General features: G+C 63.1%; 20 protein-coding genes and 1 rRNA gene. 11 read left to right on the top strand and 10 right to left on the bottom strand.

Translation table 11 applies throughout. The features are described 5' to 3' along the window. Positions 1 to 90: ribosomal RNA gene (rrf, locus tag AC1DD7_RS21500) — 5S ribosomal RNA — on the top strand; the annotation flags it as partial. A 281-nt stretch (positions 91 to 371) separates the two neighbouring features. Here the strand turns inward: rrf and AC1DD7_RS21505 are convergent. Then, positions 372 to 1,622, bottom strand: a complete 1,251-nt coding sequence (locus AC1DD7_RS21505) for a hypothetical protein (RefSeq protein ID WP_477516474.1) — start codon at positions 1,620 to 1,622, stop codon at positions 372 to 374. Between AC1DD7_RS21505 and AC1DD7_RS21510 the strand changes: the two genes are divergently transcribed. The 9 genes from AC1DD7_RS21510 to xerD all read left to right on the top strand — a co-directional run bounded on the left by AC1DD7_RS21510 (position 1,599) and on the right by xerD (position 10,807). Next, complete coding sequence (locus AC1DD7_RS21510; protein ID WP_477516475.1) at positions 1,599 to 2,354, top strand: hypothetical protein; 756 nt, start codon at positions 1,599 to 1,601, stop codon at positions 2,352 to 2,354. The two genes, AC1DD7_RS21505 and AC1DD7_RS21510, sit on opposite strands and share 24 nt — an antisense overlap. After that, positions 2,347 to 3,333 (top strand): HAD-IIA family hydrolase, encoded by a 987-nt coding sequence (locus AC1DD7_RS21515; protein WP_477516476.1) that lies wholly within the window; start codon positions 2,347 to 2,349, stop codon positions 3,331 to 3,333. The genes AC1DD7_RS21510 and AC1DD7_RS21515 overlap by 8 nt, the downstream gene beginning before the upstream one ends. Before the next feature lie 9 nt (positions 3,334 to 3,342). Then, positions 3,343 to 3,606, top strand: coding sequence for a hypothetical protein (locus tag AC1DD7_RS21520; RefSeq protein WP_477516477.1), 264 nt, complete (start codon positions 3,343 to 3,345; stop codon positions 3,604 to 3,606). A 3-nt stretch (positions 3,607 to 3,609) separates the two neighbouring features. After that, positions 3,610 to 4,422, top strand: a complete 813-nt coding sequence (locus AC1DD7_RS21525; RefSeq protein ID WP_477516478.1) for a TlyA family RNA methyltransferase — start codon at positions 3,610 to 3,612, stop codon at positions 4,420 to 4,422. Between the two features lie 13 nt (positions 4,423 to 4,435). After that, positions 4,436 to 5,512, top strand: coding sequence for an NAD kinase (locus AC1DD7_RS21530; RefSeq protein WP_477516479.1), 1,077 nt, complete (start codon positions 4,436 to 4,438; stop codon positions 5,510 to 5,512). A 3-nt stretch (positions 5,513 to 5,515) separates the two neighbouring features. Continuing rightward, entirely contained in the window at positions 5,516 to 7,255 is a 1,740-nt protein-coding gene (gene recN / locus AC1DD7_RS21535; RefSeq protein ID WP_477516480.1) for a DNA repair protein RecN, read from the top strand. Between the two features lie 146 nt (positions 7,256 to 7,401). Continuing rightward, positions 7,402 to 9,147: a CTP synthase gene (locus tag AC1DD7_RS21540; RefSeq protein ID WP_477516481.1), complete on the top strand. Its 1,746-nt coding sequence runs from the start codon at positions 7,402 to 7,404 to the stop codon at positions 9,145 to 9,147. A gap of 35 nt (positions 9,148 to 9,182) precedes the next feature. Further along, complete coding sequence (locus AC1DD7_RS21545; protein WP_477516482.1) at positions 9,183 to 9,845, top strand: NUDIX domain-containing protein; 663 nt, start codon at positions 9,183 to 9,185, stop codon at positions 9,843 to 9,845. Positions 9,846 to 9,847: 2 nt separating this feature from the next. Continuing rightward, positions 9,848 to 10,807, top strand: a complete 960-nt coding sequence (gene xerD / locus AC1DD7_RS21550) for a site-specific tyrosine recombinase XerD (protein WP_477516483.1) — start codon at positions 9,848 to 9,850, stop codon at positions 10,805 to 10,807. 21 nt (positions 10,808 to 10,828) lie between these two features. On the opposite strand, the gene AC1DD7_RS21555 is transcribed toward xerD, so the two are convergent. Beyond that, complete coding sequence (locus AC1DD7_RS21555; RefSeq protein WP_477516484.1) at positions 10,829 to 11,614, bottom strand: hypothetical protein; 786 nt, start codon at positions 11,612 to 11,614, stop codon at positions 10,829 to 10,831. A 74-nt stretch (positions 11,615 to 11,688) separates the two neighbouring features. Between AC1DD7_RS21555 and AC1DD7_RS21560 the strand changes: the two genes are divergently transcribed. Further along, the gene (locus tag AC1DD7_RS21560; protein ID WP_477516485.1) at positions 11,689 to 12,183 is read left to right on the top strand and encodes an 8-oxo-dGTP diphosphatase; all 495 of its coding nucleotides are present in this window, start codon (positions 11,689 to 11,691) and stop codon (positions 12,181 to 12,183) included. Positions 12,184 to 12,276: 93 nt separating this feature from the next. Here the strand turns inward: AC1DD7_RS21560 and AC1DD7_RS21565 are convergent, their stop codons facing one another. From AC1DD7_RS21565 to AC1DD7_RS21600, 8 genes are all read right to left on the bottom strand, one after another. Further along, entirely contained in the window at positions 12,277 to 13,416 is a 1,140-nt protein-coding gene (locus tag AC1DD7_RS21565) for a bifunctional 2-methylcitrate synthase/citrate synthase (protein ID WP_477516486.1), read from the bottom strand. A gap of 75 nt (positions 13,417 to 13,491) precedes the next feature. Beyond that, on the bottom strand, positions 13,492 to 14,397 hold the full coding sequence (gene prpB / locus AC1DD7_RS21570) for a methylisocitrate lyase (RefSeq protein ID WP_477516487.1): 906 nt from the start codon (positions 14,395 to 14,397) through the stop codon (positions 13,492 to 13,494). Beyond that, on the bottom strand, positions 14,398 to 15,918 hold the full coding sequence (locus AC1DD7_RS21575) for an MmgE/PrpD family protein (protein ID WP_477516488.1): 1,521 nt from the start codon (positions 15,916 to 15,918) through the stop codon (positions 14,398 to 14,400). A gap of 23 nt (positions 15,919 to 15,941) precedes the next feature. Then, entirely contained in the window at positions 15,942 to 16,583 is a 642-nt protein-coding gene (locus AC1DD7_RS21580; RefSeq protein WP_477516489.1) for a GntR family transcriptional regulator, read from the bottom strand. A gap of 71 nt (positions 16,584 to 16,654) precedes the next feature. Beyond that, the gene (locus tag AC1DD7_RS21585; RefSeq protein WP_477516490.1) at positions 16,655 to 17,767 is read right to left on the bottom strand and encodes a class I SAM-dependent methyltransferase; all 1,113 of its coding nucleotides are present in this window, start codon (positions 17,765 to 17,767) and stop codon (positions 16,655 to 16,657) included. A 153-nt stretch (positions 17,768 to 17,920) separates the two neighbouring features. After that, positions 17,921 to 19,546, bottom strand: a complete 1,626-nt coding sequence (locus AC1DD7_RS21590) for a LuxR C-terminal-related transcriptional regulator (RefSeq protein WP_477516491.1) — start codon at positions 19,544 to 19,546, stop codon at positions 17,921 to 17,923. A gap of 57 nt (positions 19,547 to 19,603) precedes the next feature. After that, on the bottom strand, positions 19,604 to 20,317 hold the full coding sequence (locus AC1DD7_RS21595) for a response regulator (protein ID WP_477516492.1): 714 nt from the start codon (positions 20,315 to 20,317) through the stop codon (positions 19,604 to 19,606). Next, complete coding sequence (locus tag AC1DD7_RS21600; RefSeq protein WP_477516493.1) at positions 20,314 to 21,960, bottom strand: sensor histidine kinase; 1,647 nt, start codon at positions 21,958 to 21,960, stop codon at positions 20,314 to 20,316. Before AC1DD7_RS21600 ends, AC1DD7_RS21595 begins: the two co-directional genes overlap by 4 nt. Positions 21,961 to 22,050 lie beyond the last annotated feature (90 nt).

The following is a 22,050-nucleotide window of genomic DNA, read 5'->3' on the forward strand; positions in this document are numbered from 1 at the left end:
CCCGGTCCCATTCCGAACCCGGAAGCTAAGACCCACAGCGCCGATGGTACTGCACCCGGGAGGGTGTGGGAGAGTAGGACACCGCCGGACACACATTAGGTCGAGACCCCCCAACCCACACCAGGGACGGGGGGTCTCCCACATTAACGCCACGACCACCACACCAGAACCAACCAAGCCCCGACCACCACGGCCGGGGCTTGCCCCATTTAACCCCGGAAGACGCAGCGCCAACAACGCTGTGAGACTTGCCACGGGGCGCCCATGGAGGTGCCCTGACGTTCGGCGCCTGAGGCGCTGTCGCCTAGAATTGCATAAGACATACGAGTCGGCAGCCCAGTGCTGCAGACGGCGTGACAACGAAATAAGGGTTATGAGCGACTACGCACGCGCCAGTGGTCGGCTCGCAACAGGAGGAATCCACCATGGCTGAGCACAACGGCGGCAATCGCGACGGCAATCGCGGGAACTTTGGCGGGAATCGCGGTGACCGCGGTTCTTTCCGCCCCAACAACAACTCCGGTGGAGATCCTCGCGGATTCCGTTCCAGGGAGAATCGCGACGGCAACGAGCAGGGTCGTTCCTTTAGTGGCGATCGTGATCGTAAGCCCTTCGGTGACCGCGGCGATCGCGGTGATCGCCCGGCCCGTGATGGTGAGCGTCGTCCGTTCAACAACGACCGTGGCGAGCGTAAGCCGTTTGGCGACCGCCCGCCCCGTGATGGTGAGCGTCGTTCCTTCGGTAACGACCGTGACCGTAAGCCCTTCGGCGACCGCGGCGACCGCGCTGATCGCCCGCCCCGCGATGGTGAGCGTCGTCCCTTCAACAACGACCGTGGCGAGCGTAAGCCGTTCGGCGACCGCCCGCCCCGCGATGGTGAGCGTCGTCCCTTCAACAACGACCGTGGCGAGCGTAAGCCCTTCGGTGACCGCGGCGACCGCGCTGATCGCCCGCCCCGTGATGGTGAGCGTCGTCCGTTCAACAATGACCGTGGCGAGCGTAAGCCGTTTGGCGATCGCCCGCCCCGCGATGGTGAGCGTCGTCCCTTCAACAACGACCGTGGCGAGCGGAAGCCGTTTGGCGACCGCCCGCCCCGCGATGGCGAGCGTCGTTCCTTCGGTAACGACCGTGGCGAGCGTAAGCCCTTCGGTAGCCGCCCTGAGCGTGGCCCGCGGAACTTTGATGGGCCGCGTCGTGATGGCGAGGAGCGTCGTCCGTTCAGCAACGACCGTGGCGAGCGTAAGCCGTTTGGCGACCGTCCCGAGCGTGGTGGCGAGCGTCGTCCGTTCGGCAACGACCGTGCCAACTCCTGGGAAGAGCGCCCGGCCCGGGTTCCCAACGCGAAGGATATTCGCAGCGCCAACCGCCCTGACCGCGAACGTTCTCCCGAGATCGATGAGGATGTCACGGGTAAGGAACTTGACCGCGCCACCGGGCATCAGATCAAGACCCTCGAAGAGCAGAGCGCAGGCTGGGTTGCCAAGCACCTGGTCATGGCCGGTCGCCTGATCGACATCGAGCCGGAGTTGGCCTTCCAGCACGCTTTGGCCGCCAGCCGAAGGGGTGGCCGGCTCTCGGCTGTCCGGGAAGCTGTTGGCTTGACGGCTTACGCTGCGGGTCACTATGGCGAAGCGCTGCGCGAATTCCGTACGTACCGCCGTATCAGCGGATCCAACGTTCACCTGCCCGTCATGGCGGACTGTGAGCGTGGCCTTGGCCGCCCGGACCGTGCACTGGACATGGTCCGGTCTCCAGAAGCGCAGGACCTGGATGCTCCGGGCAAGGTAGAGCTGGCGATTGTGGCTTCAGGCGCCCGCGCGGACCTCAACCAGCTTGATGCTGCTGTTGCCGAGCTTGAGATCCCGCAGCTGGACATCAACCGGGCGTTCTCTTACAGCCCCCGCCTGTTCCGTGCGTATGCGGAAGCGCTGACGGCTGTGGGTCGCAGTGAGGAAGCCGATAAATGGGCTCGTCAGGCACTGGTAGCCGAGAATGCCTTGGGTGTTGGCGACTTCGCGGAACCGGAAATTCTTGATCTCGGCTGGGACGAGCAAGAAGAAGCGGCGGCTGCACGGAAGCCGCGCTTCGAGAAGCGCGGCGAGGATTCCGACGTCGTTAGGCCGGAAAGCGAATCGGTGATCGCCGAGGCGGCTGCTGCAGATGCCGAACACGACGACGTTGACATCGATGATGCAGAGTCCGATTACTTCGAGTCGGACGACGCCGAATCGGACATCGATTCAGCAGAAGAGGCTGACGAAGCAGAAGCAGAAGAAACAGAAGAAGAGGCCGAGGAATCCGTTTCCCACACGGAACCCACCGAGGAACAGGGCACTGACTCCCAGCATGGCTGATTCACTCATTTCGTCCTTTGACGCGGTTCTTTCCGATCTTGATGGTGTCGTTTATGCCGGTCCCCATGCCATTCCCGGCGCTGTGGAGTCGCTGCAGCGCCTGGAGACGGTAGGCGTCGGGTTGGGTTACGTGACGAACAACGCCTCGCGTACTCCCGCCCAGGTTGCCGCGCACCTGAGGGAACTCGGGGCGCCCGCGGAGGATCACCAGGTGGTCAGCTCTTCGCAGGCCGCGGGGGAGTTGCTTGCTTCCATGCTGCCTGCCGGGGCTCACGTGCTCATCACGGGCAGTGCGGCGTTGGCCCACGAGATCGAACTCGTGGGCCTCAAGCCCGTGCATAGTGCGGCGGAATCGCCGGTGGCTGTTGTCCAGGGCTTCAACCCGGAGATCGGCTGGAAGGACCTCGCTGAGGCCTCCTATGTTGTTGCCGGTGGCGCCCAATGGTTCGCGACCAACACGGATATGTCCATCCCGCAGGCGCGCGGTATGGCTCCTGGCAACGGTACGCTCGTTGCGGCAGTTGCCGCCGCAACGGGCAAGACGCCGTTGGTGGCCGGTAAACCCGAAGCGCCGTTGTTCCACGCTGCTGCCAAGCGGCTGAAGTCTGATCGCCCTTTGGTGGTGGGGGACCGTTTGGATACGGACATCCTGGGTGGCAACCGTGCTGGATTTGCGACGGCGGCGGTACTCACCGGCGTCGATACGACGCTAACGATTCTGGCTGCACGGACGGAAGAGCGTCCCGATTACCTGTTGGCCGATCTGGGTGATCTTTACAATCCATACCCGGAAATCGTCAGCGACGCCGGCACTTACCGCTGCGGTGCAGCATCAGCAATTGCCGAGGACGGGAAGGTTACGCTCACGGGGGATAAGGATGACCTCGACGCCTGGCGGGCGGCGTGCGCCGCTTGGTGGGCTGCGGTGCCGGACACTGCCGTGGCCCAAGCGCCGCAGCTGGAATGGCGAACTCATTAGACTGGTGCGATGACTGAGCCCAACAATCTCCCGGAAGCTGAGGCTGAACGGACCGCTGTGCACTGGCCGGAGGCTCTCGATTCCACCGGCGACGCCCCGGTGGACCGTGCCCTCAGCTTGCTGGAGGGCGTTCATGGTGCTCCGGTGGCCGATCATGCTGGGTTGTATGCAGCAATTCATGACTCCCTCCTGGAGGCTCTGGATGCTGAGCCTGGCCTGCCGCCCGCTGCGGACCGGGATACCACTCGTACCCGCCCGGAAGGCGGGAATTAGCGAATGGCAAGACTTGATCAGGAACTCGTCGCGCGTGGGCTGGCGAGGTCCCGGACGCATGCTGCCAAGCTCATTAGCGACGGCAAGGTGAGTTCTGGCGGGGTTGTCTTCGCAAAGGCGGCCCAGCATGTGGACGCCGGTACAGACCTGGCCGTCCAATCCCACCTTGAGGACATCTACGTGAGCCGCGCCGGGCACAAGCTGGCGGGCGCGCTGGCCGCGTTTCCGGGGGTCGCCGTATCCGGCCGGCGGTGTCTCGACGCCGGAGCCTCCACTGGCGGCTTCACTGACGTGTTGCTTCGGCAAGGAGCGGCACAAGTGGTGGCGGTCGACGTCGGGCACGGCCAACTGGTGCCGCTGCTTCGCAATGATCCCCGGGTGGTGGTCCATGAGGGGCTTAACGTCAGGTACATGACGCCGGACCAGATCGGCGGCACCGCGGCCCTGACTGTTGCAGACCTTTCCTTCATTTCCCTGACGTTGGTCCTTGGCCCCCTTGCTGCCTGCACGGAACCTGGCGGAGACCTTGTCCTGATGGTCAAGCCGCAGTTTGAAGTCGGCAAGGAGCGGCTAAGCCGTACGGGCGTCGTGTCTTCCGAGAATGAACGACGCCGGGCGGTGGCCCAAGTGGCCCGCGCTGCAGTTGATGCCGGGCTGGAACTTCATGGCCTGGCGGCAAGTCCACTCCCGGGCCAGGACGGAAATGTTGAGTACTTCCTGTGGATGAAGCGCAGGATGTCCGCTGTGTTGCCTAAGATCGAAGAGCGGGACGAGGACGTTGCTGCGTTGATAAAGAACCTCTGGCCAAACGACTAGAAAGCAGAACCCGATGAGCAGGCATGTACTTGTCCTTGCCCACACAGGGCGGGAGGAATCGCTCCGGGCGGCGTGGGATGCTTGTACGCAATTGCACTCGTCGGGCCTGGTGCCCGTCCTTCAGAAGTCAGAATTGGCAGATGTCGAGCGCTTCTTTGGCGCCGTTGATACCCCCATTGAGATCCTCCACGACGACGTGAGTTTGGAAGACGTGGAATTGGTGATGGTTCTGGGTGGCGACGGAACCATCCTGCGCGCGGCTGAACTGGTCCGGGAGGTGGACGTTCCCTTGCTGGGCGTCAACCTGGGCCACGTGGGCTTCCTTGCAGAGAGCGAACGTGCTGACCTTGCTCAGACGGTTGAATGGATCGCGAGCCGCCAGTACACCGTTGAAGAGCGAATGACCATCGATGTCCAGGTGTGGATCAAGGGCCAGAAGATCTGGCATACCTGGGCCCTGAACGAGGCCGCTATCGAGAAGGCCAACCGGGAACGGATGCTCGAAGTCGTCACTGAGGTGGATGAACGCCCGTTGACGTCGTTCGGCTGTGATGGCGTGGTCCTTGCGACGCCAACGGGATCAACGGCGTATGCGTTTTCGTCTGGTGGGCCAGTGGTGTGGCCTGAAGTGGAAGCGCTCGTCATTGTGCCGATCAGCGCCCATGCCCTTTTTGCCAAACCTTTGGTGGTGTCTCCGCGATCCAAGCTGGCTGTGGAAATCATGAACCGGACGGATGCCTTGGGCGTCCTCTGGTGTGATGGCAGGCGCTCCGTTGACTTGCCTCCGGGGGCGCGTGTCGAGGTGACCCGCTCAGCCACGCCTGTACGACTGGCACGGACGCACAGGACTCCTTTCTCGGCGCGGCTTGTGCGCAAGTTCCAACTGCCCATCCACGGCTGGCGCGGTCCGGCTCCCCGGTCAGGTGAAGTCCACACTGGCCCCATTCCCGTGATCCGAACCCTTTCGCCGGCTCCTTTGCCCACTCCCCGGGACGCGAGTGATTCCCGGGAAGCGAGTGCTCCCCGGGACGCCGAAACATCCCTGAAGCCGGGGCACGGTGAGCCATCCGACCCCACGAATGCGAAGTGAAGCATGCTTGAAGAACTCCGAATCCGTGACCTCGGTGTCATTACCGATGCCGCCCTGCCGCTAGGTCCCGGCCTCAGCGTCGTTACCGGTGAAACTGGTGCCGGCAAGACCATGGTGGTGACCGCCGTCGGGCTTCTCCTGGGTGCCCGTTCGGACGCCGGCGCAGTCCGGAGCGGCGCCAAATCTGCCTCCGCCGAGGCAGTCCTGAAGCTTGATCCAGGGCACAGTGCTGTGGAGCGTGCCAAGGAGGCCGGCGGAGAGGCTGAGGAGTTCGACGGCGTTGCTGAACTCCTGCTGGCCCGCACCGTTGGTGCCGATGGCCGCAGCCGGGCTTACGTTGGGGGACGGGCGGCGCCGGTTGGGGTTCTGGCCGAACTTGGCGAGAGCCTGGTGGTGGTGCACGGCCAGTCGGACCAGATCCGGCTGAAAAGCGCTACCGCGCAGCGACACGCCCTGGATCGCTTCGCTGGTGCACCGCTGGCCAAGGTCCTGGGGGAGTACCAGGACCTGTATAACCACTGGAAGTCCATTCAGGCCGAGCTGGAGACCCTTCGCAGCGAAGCGCGGGAACGGCTTCGTGAGGCGGAGTCGCTGGACGCGGCGCTCAAAGAGATCGATGACGTGGATCCCCAGCCGGGTGAGGATGAGACCCTCAAGGCCGAGGCCGTGAAGCTTGCCAATGTTGAAGAACTCCGGCTCGCAGCGGCCGCGGCACATGAGTCGCTCATTGCCGAGGAATTCGGCGATGCCGGCGATGCCACATCGATGGTGGATGCGGCCAAGCGAACGCTGGAGCACGTTGCAGAACATGATGAGGCGTTGGGAGCCGCTGCTGCACGCCTTGCCGAAGTTGGCTTCCTGCTGAACGATATCGCCGCTGACTTGTCCAGCTACCAAGCCGCATTGGACACCGAAGGCCCGGAGCGGCTCTCTGAAATCGAGGAACGCCGCGCCGCCTTGGCCAAACTGATCCGTAAGTACGCCCCCAGCATCGATGAAGTGCTGGAGTGGGCGGCCACGGCCCGGACGCGTTTGGACGAGCTGCAGGACGATTCAAGCCGCATCGAATCCTTGGATGCCGAGGTGGCTTCGACCGAAGCTACCCTGCGCAAGCAGGCCGCAGCGATCAGCAAGGCCCGGCTCAAGGCGGCCAAGGACCTCTCAGCCCGCGTGAGTGCAGAGTTGAAGGCATTGGCCATGGCGGATGCCACGTTGATCATCCAAATAGAGGCCAGCGGGTCGCTTGGCCCCTGGGGAACCGACGAGATCGCCTTCCTCCTCCAGCCCCACTCCGGCGCTCCGGCGCGCCCACTGGGCAAGGGAGCCTCCGGCGGTGAACTCTCAAGGGTGATGCTGGCCATCGAGGTAGTGCTCGCTGCAGTGGATCCTGTTCCTACGTTCGTCTTTGACGAGGTGGACGCCGGAGTAGGTGGACGGGCCGCCGTCGAGATCGGGCGCCGACTGGCCATGCTGGCCCGCCACGTCCAGGTCCTCGTGGTGACGCACCTGCCGCAGGTTGCCGCCTTCGCTGATCAGCACATCCGGGTTACCAAAACCTCAGTGCGGGGCGCCGACGGAAAAACGTCCACCGGATTCACCTCCAGCGATGTGCAACTGCTGGACGACGACGAGCGCGTGAAGGAGCTTGCGCGTATGTTGGCAGGGCAGGAAGACTCAGAATCTGCCCAGGCGCACGCGCAGGAATTGTTGGACGACGCGAAATTGCTTCCCCAGCGAGCTTAGGAAATTCCGGGCACGCGGCTGCTGCCGGACTGCGACCACTATCACATCCGTGCACTTGGTCCCGCCCGGCTCTTGATTGCAGGCATGGTCTTGGGCAACTATTGACCATTTGGGGAATCCGGACGGACGCTTGGAAGGCGTAATTGATGATAAGCTCGAATTCCGTGGTGCAGCGATCAAATTCCCGTGTAAATTCCCGGTTCCCGGGCTCGTCCAAGACGACCAAACACATCTTCGTCACCGGTGGTGTGGCGTCCTCGCTCGGTAAGGGTCTGACGGCTTCCAGCCTCGGCCACCTGCTGCGGGCACGCGGTTTGTCTGTAACTATGCAGAAGCTCGATCCTTATTTGAACGTGGATCCGGGCACGATGAATCCCTTCCAGCACGGCGAAGTTTTCGTGACTGATGATGGCGCCGAAACCGACCTCGACATCGGACACTACGAGCGCTTCCTCGATGAAAACCTCGAAGGTTCGGCCAACGTCACAACGGGCCAGATCTACTCCACGGTCATCGCGAAGGAACGCCGTGGTGAATACCTCGGAGATACCGTTCAGGTCATCCCGCACATCACGGATGAAATCAAGCGCCGCATGCGCCTTCCCTCCGAAGGCAAGAACGCTCCGGATGTCATCATCACCGAAATCGGTGGCACGGTTGGCGACATCGAATCGCAGCCCTTCCTTGAGTCGGCCCGCCAGGTGCGCCAGGACATCGGCCGGAACAATGTCTTCTTCCTCCACGTTTCCCTGGTTCCGTACATCGGTCCTTCCCAGGAACTGAAGACCAAGCCTACGCAGCACTCCGTGGCAGCCCTTCGTTCCATCGGTATCCAGCCCGAAGCCATCGTGATCCGTTCGGACCGCGAAGTGCCGGACGCAATGCGCGAGAAAATTGGCCGCATGTGCGATGTCGATATCGACGCCGTGGTCAACGCCGCTGACGCACCCAGCATCTACGACATCCCCAAGACGCTTCACTCCCAGGGCTTGGATTCCTACATCGTCCGTGCACTGGACCTGCCGTTCAAGGACGTTGACTGGAGCAAGTGGGACAAGCTGCTTGAAGCCGTCCACAACCCCAAGCACGAGGTCGAAGTCGCCTTGGTGGGCAAGTACATCGACCTCCCCGATGCCTACCTTTCGGTGACCGAGGCCCTCCGCGCCGGTGGGTTCGCGAATGAAACCAAGGTCAAGATCCGTTGGGTCCCCTCTGACGAGTGCGAGACCCTTGCTGGGGCCACCAAGTCCCTTGCCGGCGTCGACGCCATCTGCGTGCCGGGCGGCTTCGGCATCCGTGGACTTGAGGGCAAGCTGGGCGCGTTGAAGTTTGCCCGCGAATCCAAGCTCCCGGTTCTGGGCCTGTGCCTTGGTCTTCAGTGCATGGTGATCGAATACGCCCGCAACGTGGTTGGCCTGGAAGGCGCCTCGTCCAGTGAGTTCGAGCCGGACTCCAAGTACCCGGTCATCGCCACGATGGAAGAGCAGCTGGACATTGTGGAAGGCAAGGGAGACCTCGGCGGCACCATGCGCCTGGGCCTCTACGAAGCCAAGCTGGACGAGGGCTCCGTTGTCGCAGAGACGTACGGCACCACATCAGTGAGCGAACGCCACCGCCACCGCTACGAGGTCAACAACAAGTACCGTGACCAGATCGCGGCAGAGGGCTTGGTCTTCTCGGGTACCTCTCCTGACGGCAAGCTGGTTGAGTACGTTGAACTTCCCCGCGAAGTGCACCCGTACTACGTCGCTACGCAGGCACACCCGGAGCTTAGCTCCCGCCCGACGCGCCCGCACCCGCTCTTCGCAGGCCTCGTGAAGGCTGCCTTGGAGCGCCGTGAAGGCGCCGTTGTGGGAACCAACACCGGTGCCCGCGCGGTAGTTGCCAAGTAAACGGTAAAACGCAAGCACTAACGAAGGACGGCGCGATGCCTGGCATTTCTGAAACCCCCAGCACCTCAAGGCAGGTTTCGGATATGCCGAGCCCGCGCCGTCTTTTGTCCACCAGCAAGGTCTACGAAGGCCGTATCTGGGATGTGGTCAGCGACGCCTTCCAGCTCAGCGAGGATACGGACACCCTGGTCCGGGATTATATCGACCACCCTGGGGCGGTGGCCGTGCTGCCGATGAACGTTGACGGCGAAATCCTGCTCCTGAAGCAGTACAGGCACCCCGTTGGTATGGACCTCTGGGAAATCCCGGCCGGCTTGCTGGACGTTGAGGGCGAGGATTTCGTGGCGGGTGCTGCCAGGGAGCTCGCGGAGGAAGCTGATCTGGTTGCGGCCACGTGGAATGTCCTGGTGGATTTCTTCAACTCTCCGGGATCCTCCAGCGAGGCTGTTCGGATTTATCTGGCTCGTGGGTTGAGCGCTGTTCCCGAGGCTGACCTGCATGTCCGCACGGACGAAGAGTCAGAAATTGAGTTCCACTGGATTCCGCTCGACGACGCCGTGAAAGCCGTCCTTGAAGGGCGCCTGCATAATCCGTCCGCGGTCCTGGGAATCCTTGCGGCCGCCGCCGCGAAGGCTGATGGCTTTTCCAGCCTGCGCCCCGCTGACGCGCCGTGGCCCGCGCACCCGAGCCAGCGCTGAGAATGGCGGAGGCCGCCACCCGCACCGCCAACGGCATTGATCGCGGAGTTACGGACTACCTCCAGCACATCGGGGTGGAACGTGGCCTGGCCGCCAACACCTTGGCCGCCTATCGCCGTGACCTTGCCCGTTATTCGAACTTCCTGGCTGGTCAAGGCGCGGAACGGCCCGAAGACGTTACACGGCATCATGTCACCGCCTTTGCCCAAGCCTTGTCCGACGGCTCCGATGGGGCTGCGGCCCTCGGCGTCCGCTCTGCTGCCAGGACCATAGTGGCCGTGCGGGGGCTCCATAAGTTTTGGGCCCTTGAGGGAACCACGACGTCGGATCCCGCCAGCGATGTCCACCCGCCGATGCCGGGCAAACGGCTTCCGAAAGCCATCAGCGTTGGTGAAGTAACACGGATACTTGAAGCTGCGGGTTCGGACTCTGCGACTGGGCTGAGGGACCGGGCATTGCTTGAATTTCTCTACTCCACCGGTGCACGCATCAGCGAGGCCGTAGGGCTGGACGTTGACGATGTATCCCTGGAGCACGCCGGTGGCGAACCTGCAATCGTCAGGCTCTTCGGCAAAGGTTCCAAGGAACGGTTGGTTCCTTTGGGCTCTTACGGTGCACGCGCCGTCGGGGCCTATCTGGTCCGGGGCAGGCCGCTGCTCGCTTCCAAGGGCAAGGGAACGCCCGCCTTGTTCCTGAACGCCCGGGGCGGCAGGATCAGCAGGCAAAGTGCCTGGACCATCCTCAAGACTGCTGCGGAGAAGGCAAACATCACCAAGGATGTGTCGCCACACACCTTGCGGCACTCTTTTGCCACGCACCTACTGGAAGGCGGGGCTGACGTACGCGTAGTCCAGGAGCTGTTGGGGCACGCATCGGTGACCACCACCCAGGTCTACACGTTGGTCACGGCCGATACTTTGCGGGAAGTTTACGCTGCTGCCCATCCCAGGGCGCTCGGCTGAAGTTGCAGTCGGTAGCAGCAGTTAGTCCAGCACGCTGACCGTCAGCTCTACGGCATCGACGAACAAGGCCAGAAGCGACGTCCCCAAACCGGCCACGAGCAAGAGCCCCGGGTGGGCCAGTCCCACCACCACCCGCTTCAGCCGCGGCTGTCCCTTGAGGAACTTTTTGGGTACCCGCGTCTTCAACGGTATTTGCCGCCAACCGCGTAACCGCCGGAGGAACCAGGCGCACCGCACGATGAACGCCATCCACAGGACAGAGAGCACCAGCGGGACCGAGGCCAGCATGAGGTTGAAGCCGAGTGCGGTCACCTCCTTTTCGGAGTCACCGATGACGGTTTGCACTGTGGTCGAGATGGAAGCACTCATCACCACGGAGGCAGCCCACACCATGAAGGCCACCACCAGGGCGAGGAAGCGGACGAAAAAATGGCCCAGGACAGTGGCGTCCACTGCCTTGAGGTGGCTGCGGGGCGTGGCATGCAGCACCGCCAGCGTGGACAGCAGCGTTGGCAGGGCAGCGACGAGGACCAACAAATACCAAGTCCATCCAGCCAGGTCCACCACTTCATCCAGAACAATGAGTCCGGCCCACACCACCGTCCAGGCCCAGCCGGCGTAGAGCGGATGTGCTACCACCCAACGGGGCAGCCAGGCGTCGCGCTCGTGCCTGGCTCTGGTGTTTGATGGGGCCTCGGCCATAGGGGCTGTTGCGAAATCTTCCCCAGCTTGGGACTTCACCTCATGGTTGATGGCCTGCGGCTGTGCCTGTGTCTCCGCACGCGTTTCGCCCCCACCTTCGCTCATGGGCTCACTGTAGCAATTGGGCTGAGTGTGGCAATGGCAGCCCTGGTACACGAGATCGGGTTAAGGTAGGCAGCATGACAGCAGCCCATGTGACACTGTGCTTCCTTCTCCGTGACGGGGCGGACGGGGAACACGTCCTCCTCGGTACCAAGAAGACCGGTTTTGGGCGTGGCAAAGTGGTGGGCGTGGGTGGGCATGTGGAGCCGGGGGAGACGGCACTGCAGGCGGTGTGCCGCGAGGTCATGGAGGAGATCAGCGTGGTGGTTGAAGCCGCAGATCTCATCCCGGCCGGCATCATTGATTTCGTGTTTCCTGCCAGACCCGAATGGAACATGTACACCACCGTGTATCTGACGCGTGCTTGGGTAGGCGAACCGGCTGAAAGTGACGAGATTGCGCCGGAGTGGTTCCCGGTGTCCAAGCTTCCGGTGGAACGGATGTGGGCCGACGCAGAGCATTGGCTCCCGGCGATGATTTCGGGGCAGCGGATTGCGGTTCGAGTCGACTTGGCGGCCGATAACGAGAGCGTAGCCAAAGTCCACACCATCGATTGGCTCGGAACCGAGTAGAAAACGCATTCTCCAGCATACGACGGCGGGCCGGTCGCCTTTCGGTGACCAGCCCGCCGTCGTCTGCTTCTATAGCGCCCACACGCCAATAGGCTAGGGCACGTGCCGCTCTTCGGGTCCGTTGTATTCGCTGAGCGGACGGATCAGGGAGTTCGAGGCGAACTGCTCCATGATGTGCGCTGTCCAGCCGGTGATCCGGCTGGCGACGAACAACGGGGTGAACGTCTGGGTGTCGAAGCCCATGAGGTGGTACGTGGGTCCGGCGGGGTAATCCAGGTTGGGTTTGATGGCCTTGGCCTCGTCCATGGCCTGTTCAAGTCCGTTGTACAGTCCCAGGAGTTCGGGCCGTCCGTAGTGGGCGATCATCTTGTCCAGGGCGGCCTTCATGGTGGGCACGCGGGAGTCGCCGTGCTTGTAGACGCGGTGCCCGAAGCCCATGACTTTCTTCTTCTGGGCCAGGGCGTCTTCCATCCATGCCCGGGCCCGGACCGCGGCTTCCTCCATGGATTCTTCGCTGCGGATGCCAATCTCGTCGAACGTGTGCATGACGGCCTCGTTTGCGCCGCCGTGCAACGGGCCTTTGAGGGCACCGATCGCAGCCGTGACGGCTGAGTGCAGGTCCGAGAGCGTGGAGGTAACCACGCGGGCTGTGAACGTGGACGCGTTGAAGGAGTGCTCCGCATACAGGATCATCGAGACGTTGAATGCCTCCACAACCTCCACTACTGCTTCTTCGCCGAACGTCATCCACAGGAAGTTTGCCGAGTAGTCCAGGTCTTCCCGCGGTTCCACCACGTCCTGGCCGCGGCGTCGGCGCTGGTCGTAAGCCACCACGGCGGGCATCGCAGCCCAGAGGTCGATCGCCTTCTTCATGTTGGCATCCGAAGATGAGTCTTCAGCCAGCGGATGCCGGGCTCCCAAGACGGAAGCTGCGGTACGGCATACATCCATGGGATGTGAGGTAGTGGGCAACGTGTCTATAACTGACTTGACCACCGGGTCCAGGGCACGTCCCGCGCGTTCGCGGGCAACAAATTCAGCCAATTGGGCATCGTCCGGCAGTTCGCCGTTCCACAGCAGGTAGGCAACCTCTTCAAAGCTGCACTTGGCGGCCAGTTCCTGAACCGGGTATCCCCGGTACAGCAGCGAGTTGGTGTCCGGGTTGACCTTCGAGACGGCGGTGTAGTCCACCACGACGCCGGCAAGGCCTTTTTTGATGTCTTCAGCAGCCATGCTGAACTCCTTCGTTCATTATGCAAGCGCCCCGGGTTGCCGGAGTGCTTGCTGTCCCCTTGGTGATTCCCGGACCTAGCGGATGCCAGGGACCTGGAAGTTAAAAACGCCGGTATCGAACTGGTTGTATGCCTCGTAATCAACGAGTTCATAGAGGCGCGCACGCGTGAGCATGTTTTCCACTTGTGCCTCTTGGGTCCCCGCAGCCTTGATCGATTCCAGCGTACGCTCTGCAGCGCCCATCGCAATGCGCAGGAGAGTGACCGGGTAGATCACCATGTTCACGCCCACGCCCTGTAGTTGCTCCACGGTGAAGAGCTCGCTTTTGCCGAACTCGGTCATGTTGGCCAGGATGGGCACGTCCACGGCATCCCGAATTGCTTGGAACTCGCTCAAATCACGCATGGCTTCGGGGAAGATGGCGTCGGCGCCTGCGTCCACGAGGGCTTTGGCGCGGTCTTGTGCGGCGTGGATTCCGTCGGTGGCGCGGATGTCGGTGCGGGCCATGATGAGGAAGTTCGGGTCCCGGCGTGCGTCTGCTGCGGCGCGGATGCGTTTGGTGGCCGTGTCGATGTCCACGACGTTCTTGCCGTCCAGGTGGCCGCAGCGTTTGGGGTTGAACTGGTCCTCGATGTGGCAACCGGCCAGGCCAGCGTTTTCGAGTTCCTGGATGGTACGCGCCACGTTCATGGGTTCACCGAAGCCGGTGTCCGCGTCCACGAGGGAGGGCAGGTCGGTCATCCGGGCGATCTGCCCGGCCCGGGTGGCTACTTCGGTGAGGGTGGTCAGGCCGATGTCGGGCAGGCCGAGGTCGTTGGCCAGGACCGCGCCGGAGATGTAGACCCCCGCGAAGCCCTTCTCCTCGATCAGCCGGGCCGAGAGGGGGTTGAACGCGCCGGGGAACTGCTGCACGGTCCCGGAGGCCAGCAGTTCCCGGAGCTTGAGGCGTTTCTGTTCGGGCGTGACTTTGGAGTACAGCATTTAGAACAGTCCCTTCGGCGCGTTGGTAGGGTCGATGACGCCGGGTGCTGCGGTGATGTTCAGTTGGTCCAGTTCGCCGGGGCCGAGGTCGGTGACGCGTTCGACGGCGGTGAGGAACCGTTCGATTTCGGTCTCCTCCACGAGACCGGTGGCGAGGGTGCGGAACTTGGTGATGTACTGCTCGCGGGCGAAGGGCCGGGCACCGAGCGGGTGCGCGTCGGCGACGGCGATCTCATCCGTGATCACGGTTCCGTCCGTGAGGGTGATTTCCACCGAACCGCCGAAGGCTTTCTCGGCGATGTCCAGGGAGTGGTAGCGGCGGGTCCATTCCGGGTCTTCGACGGTGGTGACCTTGTGCCAGAGTGCCACGGTGTCCGGGCGTCCGGCGCGTTCGGGGGCGTAGGAGTGAACGTGGTGCCAGGTACCGTCCTGCAGGGCGACGGTGAAGATGTAGGGGATGGAGTGGTCCAGGGTTTCGCGGGACGCGGACGGATCGTATTTTTGGGGGTCGTTCGCGCCCGAGCCGATCACGTAGTGCGTGTGGTGGCTGGTCTTGATCAGCACCGACTTCACATTGGCCGGGTCCGTGAGTTCCGGGTGATCGCGGTGGAGTTTGCGGGCGAGGTCGATCCAGGCCTGGGCCTGGTATTCGGCGGAGTGTTCCTTGGTGTAGGTGTCCAGGATGGCGCGCTTGGGCTCACCGGGCAGCGGCAGGGGGACTTCGTAGGAGGCGTCCGGGCCGTCGAGCAGCCAGGCGATCACGCCGTCTTCGCCTTCGTAGATCGGCACGGGGGAAGTCTGTCCGCGCATGGAACGGTCCACGGCTTCGACGGCCATTTTGCCCGCGAACGCCGGGGCGTGGGCCTTCCACGTGGAGATTTCGCCCTTGCGGGACTGCCGAGTGGCGGTGGTGGTGTGCAGGGCCTGGCCCACGGACTGGAAGATCGTCTCAACATCCAAACCCAACAACGTGCCGATGCCGGCCGCGGCGGACGGACCAAGGTGGGCGACATGGTCGATCTTGTGCTTGTGCAGGCAGATGGCCTTGACCAGGTTCACCTGGATCTCGTACCCGGTGGCGATGGCACGGACCAGGTCCTTGCCGTTGGAGCCGACGTGCTGGGCGACGGCCAGGATCGGCGGGATGTTATCTCCGGGGTGGGAGTAGTCCGCGGCCAGGAACGTGTCGTGGTAGTCCAGTTCACGCACGGCCACGCCGTTGGCCCAGGCAGCCCACTCGGGGGAGACCCGTTCCGTGATGCCGAAAACGTGCCCGCCCGTGCCGTTGGCGGACGGGGCGTGGGTCAGGGCCTGGGCGCGTGCTGCGATGATCGGGGCGCGGTTCAGGGAGGCGATGGCCACCGAGGCGTTGTCGATGATCCGGTTGATCACCATATCGGTCACCTCCGGGGTGACGTCGACGGGGTCGGCGGCGACCACGGCGATTTTGTGCGCGAGTTGTTCCTCGCGCGGGAGGTTCTCTTCGGACTTGTACACGCGGACGTGGTTGTTCTTGACCATGGTGCTCCTTCTACTGAGGGTGTTTAGCGGGCCACGTGAGCGGCCTTGACGTGGGTGAGGCTTCGGTGCAAGTGAAGTGTGGTTGCGGCTTCGGCCAGCCGCGGGTTGCCTGCGGCGATCGCTTCGGCGATCGCGGCGTGCTCGGCGGCTGCGGCACGGAGCCTGGCGGCGTCATCGGCTGCCAGCCGACGCACCCGGACCAGGTGCACGCGCAGGCCCCGCATCGCCTGGGCAAGGTAGGAGTTGGAGACGGCGGCGTCGATGGCCTCATCCAGGCGGCCCACCAACGCGTAATAGTCGTGCCGGGCAGGATCGGTATCGCTGAGCAGATCCGGCGCCCCCAGCAGCTGGGCATGCAGTTCGGCGAAAACGCCCGGCTCTCCACGCTGCGCGGCCAACGCCGCGGCCCTGACCTCCAGCGTTTCGCGCAATTCAAACAACTCATCGATGCTGTCCAGCGAAATATCGGTCACGACGACACCGCGCCCACCAGCCGCCGTCGTCAATCCCTCCGCGGTCAGCCGGCCCAACGCCTCCCGCACCGGCGTGCGGGAAACCCCCAACCGCTCGGACTGCTCCACCTCCGCCAGCACCGCCCCCGGCCGCAGACGCCACTCAATGATGTCTTCACGAAGGGCCGCGTAGGCCCGATCACTGGCGCGCATAACCCCAGTGTATACATAACGCCTGCAATGTCCACCAGAGTGCGCTGGATTGTCTAGTTATGTATACATCACTAGCGCCTTGCAACGTAGTACACGTTGAATGGATCTTCCTCGAGTTCCTTGACTTCCACGCTGCTGAAGCCGGCATCACGGATCATGGCTGTTGCCAATTCCTTTCCCCAGACGGTCCCCAAACCCTCCCCGCCTTGCCCCAAGGAGACGGCCATGCAATGAAAAGTGGAGATGGTGTAAAGGAAGGTAGCCCACGGAAGGTCGGTGTTCTTTTCCAGGTTGCTCGACGCGTTGATATCCACCATAAGGAATGTTCCGCCGGGTTTGAGCGCCTTGTGAATATTCTCCAGGACCTGCGCAGGATGCGCTTGGTCGTGGATGGCGTCGAAGGCTGTCACAAGGTGGTATTGGCCTTCTTCCCCAAGCTGGGTTACGTCCCTGGACACGAACCGGACGTTGGGAAGTTTCAATGCGGTGGCTTCGGCTCTGGCCACAGTCAGCGCCTCCTCAGCGAAGTCGTAGCCGGTGAAGGTGCTGTGGGGTAAAGTGCTGGCCAGCAGGTTTACTGCATGGCCTTCGCCGCAGCCAATATCGGCCACGAGGATTCCTGCCTGCAAGTCACCTTCGCAGCCACTCAACGGGAGGATTGCGTCCAGGAGCGCGGCGTCATTCACTGCGGCACTTTCGGAAGCCATGATGTGGTGGAACTGCGGGTAGTCGCTGTAACTTGTTCCACCGCCCTCCTGGAAAGCCCTGACGATCTTGGGGGCCACCTCTCCCATCAGTGGGAGATACTGCAGTGTCCGGGCCAGGTTTTCCGTTCCGGTCCCGCACAGAACCGGAACAAATTCAGGACGAAGGTAATACGTGGAATCGCTGGGTTCAAAGTCCACGAATCCCGCGGTCGTCATCCCTCCCAACCATTCGCGGACGTAACGCTCATGTAGGCCGGCAGCGTCCGCCACGAGTTGACTTGTCGCAGGGGGCAGCGACGCAAGGGTCTCAAACAGGTGGGTTTGATGGCCCACGGCAATGAGCAGTCCGATGGATGAGCTGTTCAGGATGTCAATCAACCGTCCCGTTGCTTCCAGCGCCGCTTCCTGCCTCGCTTCTTCAAGTGACATTCCGGGCATCGTCGCCGTTTCATATTTCCCGGGCTGGGTGGTCTCCATGGCATTTCCTTGGTCTTCAGGGGGCCGGTGGATCCGGCCTGTTGTCCCAATCCCCACGGTAGATCCGGGTCCTCATGAGCTTCTTCGGGCATTTTCTGCATTTTTTCGACCGGGCGTGGGGCGAACCATGCAGGGCCCCCGGTGGAACGGCAGCTACGCTCCAGGCCGCTCGGAGATCCCGTGCTGGTGCGCCCAGGCGGCGGCGGCCGTCCTGGAAGTTACGCCGATCTTGGTGAAGATGTTGGCCAAATGACGTCCGGCTGTTTTTTCTGAAATAGTCAGCGACTTGGCAATTTGCCTGTTGCTGGAACCAGCCAGGACGCAGCCCAGTACTTCCACTTCCCGGGACGTCAGGCCGCCAGGCTCCTGGGCAGGCCGCGTCCAGGAGATGTGCTTGGCGCCGAGCTGGTTCCGGATGGCGGCCGCGGTGGCGCGCTCGGCCTCTGCGCGTCCGGTTTCACCGAGGGCAGCCCGGACAGTTGCCAGGCGTTCGTGGATCCGTGCCAGTTCGTAGCGCATGTGTTGGGAGCGGTAGGTCTGTGCTGCGGATTCAAGCTCATTGATCGCCTCAGGCCAACGCCGCTCCTCCATCAGCACGGCACCACGCGCATGGTGGGCCCAGGCCAGGAAACCGGGGGTCCTGTAGAAAGCGGCGGTCTGTTCAAGTTCCAGGCAATGGGTGGCCGCCGCGCCGGGATCCCGGGGAGCCAGCAGTTCCACCAGGGGCAAGAGAAGGCTGGCCCTGCCCAAGGTTCCGCGGTCCGCCAAGGCAGCCCGAAGGGCCTCTATGGCGGCGTCTGTCTTTCCCGCATCGGCAAGCAGCAGGGCACGTCCTGGTTGCGCATCCAGCCCCAGCCCGCGGGCCAGGGCAAACGCGGACTCTGCGCCGGCCACGTCGCCGCGGCGCCGACGGATTTCACCCAGCTCACAGTAGCCATCCGCAGCGATCCAGCCGTGGGCATTCCTGAGGCGCTCGGCTTCGTGGGGCATCTCAGCCTCAACCTGTCCCCAATTGCCCTCAGTGCCGAGCAATTGAAGTTCGTGAACGCGCGATATCCCGCTGTACATGAAGGATTGGGAAAGCCCTGCACACCACGTTGCCAGCGCGTCGGTCCAAGCGCGCATCCGTGCGAAGTCAGCCATCTCGTAGCAGAGGTGGATGATGGAGCAGTAAATGTCTCCGCCCCACTCTGCCGGAACCTGCCCCGCCATCACGGGCAGCATGGCCTCGTCCAGGTCCTGGAATCCTCGTGCGGACTGTCCTGTCCGAACCGCCGCCAAGCCGGACAACATGTACCCAAAGCTGGCCAGTTCGGGTGAATCGTGCCTCCGGGTCATCTCCTTGAGGGAAACCGAGGCGGCGAGGGCCGGAACTGGATCCCCTTCGAGGTTCATTGCGTCATTGGCCTCAAGGTAGAGCAGATAGCCGTGTTCTGGCACCTCGGGCATATTCTCCAGCAGGCGGTGCGCACGATTGAGCCACGCCGAAGAAACTGCGAGGTTGCCGCGGATGCCCCACTGCATGGACAGCGTCAGTGCAGTCCGGGCCGCGGCCTGCGTCTGGTGGTCGTCATCCAGGCGATGGAAGATCTCCTCCGAGAGGGACATGGAGCGTTGAACGTCTCCCAGCCACCAGGCGGAACGGGACAGGATCTCAAGGTCCGGCGAGCTGAGTGGAGTGTCCTCGGCCGCCCGTTCCAGGCGTCGGCGCGCCACGTCCCATTCCCCACGGGCAAAGGCTTCGCGGGCCTCGGAAAGTTGCTGCAGCTGTTGGGACATGGGCTCTCCACAGGTTCGGCTCCAGCTTACTGCGGGAGCCGTTCCTTCGGCAGAAGGCTAGCCCCGGTTCCAGCCGTACTCGTTCTCCGGACGGCCTGGTGTTCCGTAGCGCGGCGCCCTGGTGACCGTCCCGGCGTCGGCCAGGTACTCCAGATACCGGCGGGCCGTGACCCGCGACATTCCCAGGGCATCCATGACTTCACTCGCGGAGACGGCTTGTTGCCGGGCGCGGACCAAATCCTTGACCGACTCCAGCGTGGAACCGGACAAACCCTTCGGCAGTGGTAGCTCCGTTGGTGCCCGAAGACTCGCGAAGGCCTGATCTACATCGCTCTGCGAAGCTCCGGCCTTGGAGATGCCGGACACCGAACCCGCCAACTGATCACGGAAAGTGCGGTAGCTGTTCAGCTTGTCGGCAAAGGTTGCGTACGTGAATGGCTTGATCAAATACTGCACGACGCCGATGGAAACGGCGCTGCGCACGATGTTCAGTTCACGGACGGCTGTGATGGCAATAATGTCGGCGAAGACTCCCGCAGAGCGCATGCGTCGGGCAACATCCAGCCCGTGGAGGTCCGGCAGGTTCATATCAAGCAGGACCAGGTCCACGGGCGAACCGGACGCAGCGAACTCGCCAAGGATGCGCAGGGCAGACTGACCATCCGGGGCGGTCCCCACGAGCGTGAAACCTTGGAGCCGGCCCACGTAAATGGAGTGGGCGTCCGAGGCGATGGGCTCGTCCTCGACCACCAGGACGCGGATGTCTGTCATGCCTTCTCTTCCTCGGGGATGGGCGCGGGCAGCACAACATGGAACTGGGCGCCGCCTGGATTGCTGATCGTCATAGTACCGTTCAGCCGCTGGACCGCCTGCCGGACCAAGGCAAGGCCGACACCACGGCCATGGGCTCCCCGCGGATCGTCCTGGGCGGACTTGGTGCTGTACCCGTACTGCAACACGTCATCGATCGAACCAGGATCGATCCCGGCCCCGGAATCCCGAACGGTAAATCCAACACCGGCCGCACTGGCTTCAACGTCCAGTTCCACCTTTCGGGGCATCTCACCGGACGCTGCAGCATCAATGGCATTGTCCAGGAGGTTTCCCAGAATCGTCACGAGGTCCTGGATTTCCAGACCGCGGACCCCCGAACTCCCTGATGTCCGAACCACCAGCTCCACCCCGCGCTCATGTGCTTCGGCGGCCTTGCCCATCACCAAAGCACTCATCACCGGTTCATCCACCGAAGCAAGCATGTCGTCCGTGAGCTGCTGGCTGAGCTCCAGGTCCTTGGTGGCGAACTCGAGCGCTTGGGGCGTGCGGCCCAACTCAAGAAGGGAAACGATCATATGCAGGCGATTGGCATGCTCGTGGGTCTGGGCCCGCAACGCATCCGAGAGAGTCTTCATGGTTTCCAGCTCGGTGCCCAAGGACTCAATCTCAGTGCGGTCACGAATGGTGGCCACGGTGCCGTAGACCGATGGCTTTTGGCGGCTGCGGGCAGGAACCGGGCCCACGGCAGGGGCTTGGTTTACCACCAGGATCCGTGAACCAGTCAAATGGATTTCGTCGTGGGCTGGCCTGCCGGATTCGAAAAGCGCTCGCAGGCTCCCGTCGAAGGGGAGATCGGACAGCTTGGGAGCATCATCGGGGGAGCGGTCGGCCTCGGAAGGTTCCAGGCCCAGCAACTCCGCGGCTTGATCGTTGTACATCACTGCTTTTCCCCGGGTATCGATCAGGATCACGCCTTCACGGACGGAGTGCAGGACTGACTCGTAGTAGGCGAAGAGCTGCGCGAGCTGTTCCGGGCCCCAGCCGCGCGTCACGGATCGCAGGTAACGTCCGAGCAGCCAGGAGGCTATGGAGCCAAAGAACAACACCACCAGCGCGATGCCGCCAATCACTCCCAGCCTTTCGGCGACATCGGTATCCACTGTTCTTACGGTGATGCCTGCCGCCACCAAGGCCTTGACGGTTCCACTGGAGTCCTTCACCGGCACGATCGTCCGGACCGAGGGCCCCAAGGTACCGGCAGTGACTTCAGTGAAAGCCTCGCCCCGAAGGGCAGGCTCGATCGTGCCGATATAGGGCTTGCCCAGCTCTTCGGGACGGGGATGTGTCCATCGCGTTCGGTCGGGAGCCATGATGGTGATGAAATCCGCATCCGCGTCCTTCATGACCTCCAGCGCATAGGGCTGCAGTATCGCCGATGGATCAGAAGTTGCCGCCGCCTGCAACACCAGGGGGTTGTTGGCAATGGACGTTGCGATTGCAAGCATCCGGCTGCCCGCATCCTCGTATGCCCTGTCCCGCGCCTCCAGTACCGAGAACGCGCCGAAGACAGCTGTCAGCACCAGCACGAACAGCAGGTTTGCCACAAACAAGCGGCGGGCGATGCTCCAGCGATGAAACAAGTAGGCCTCCCATGACCAATATGACCGCAACGGTGATGTGTGTCACCCATGGCTGAATGATGGATATCACACAAGGGCAGCGGATTGGAC

This window comes from Paenarthrobacter sp. 10L412, from assembly GCF_056395565.1.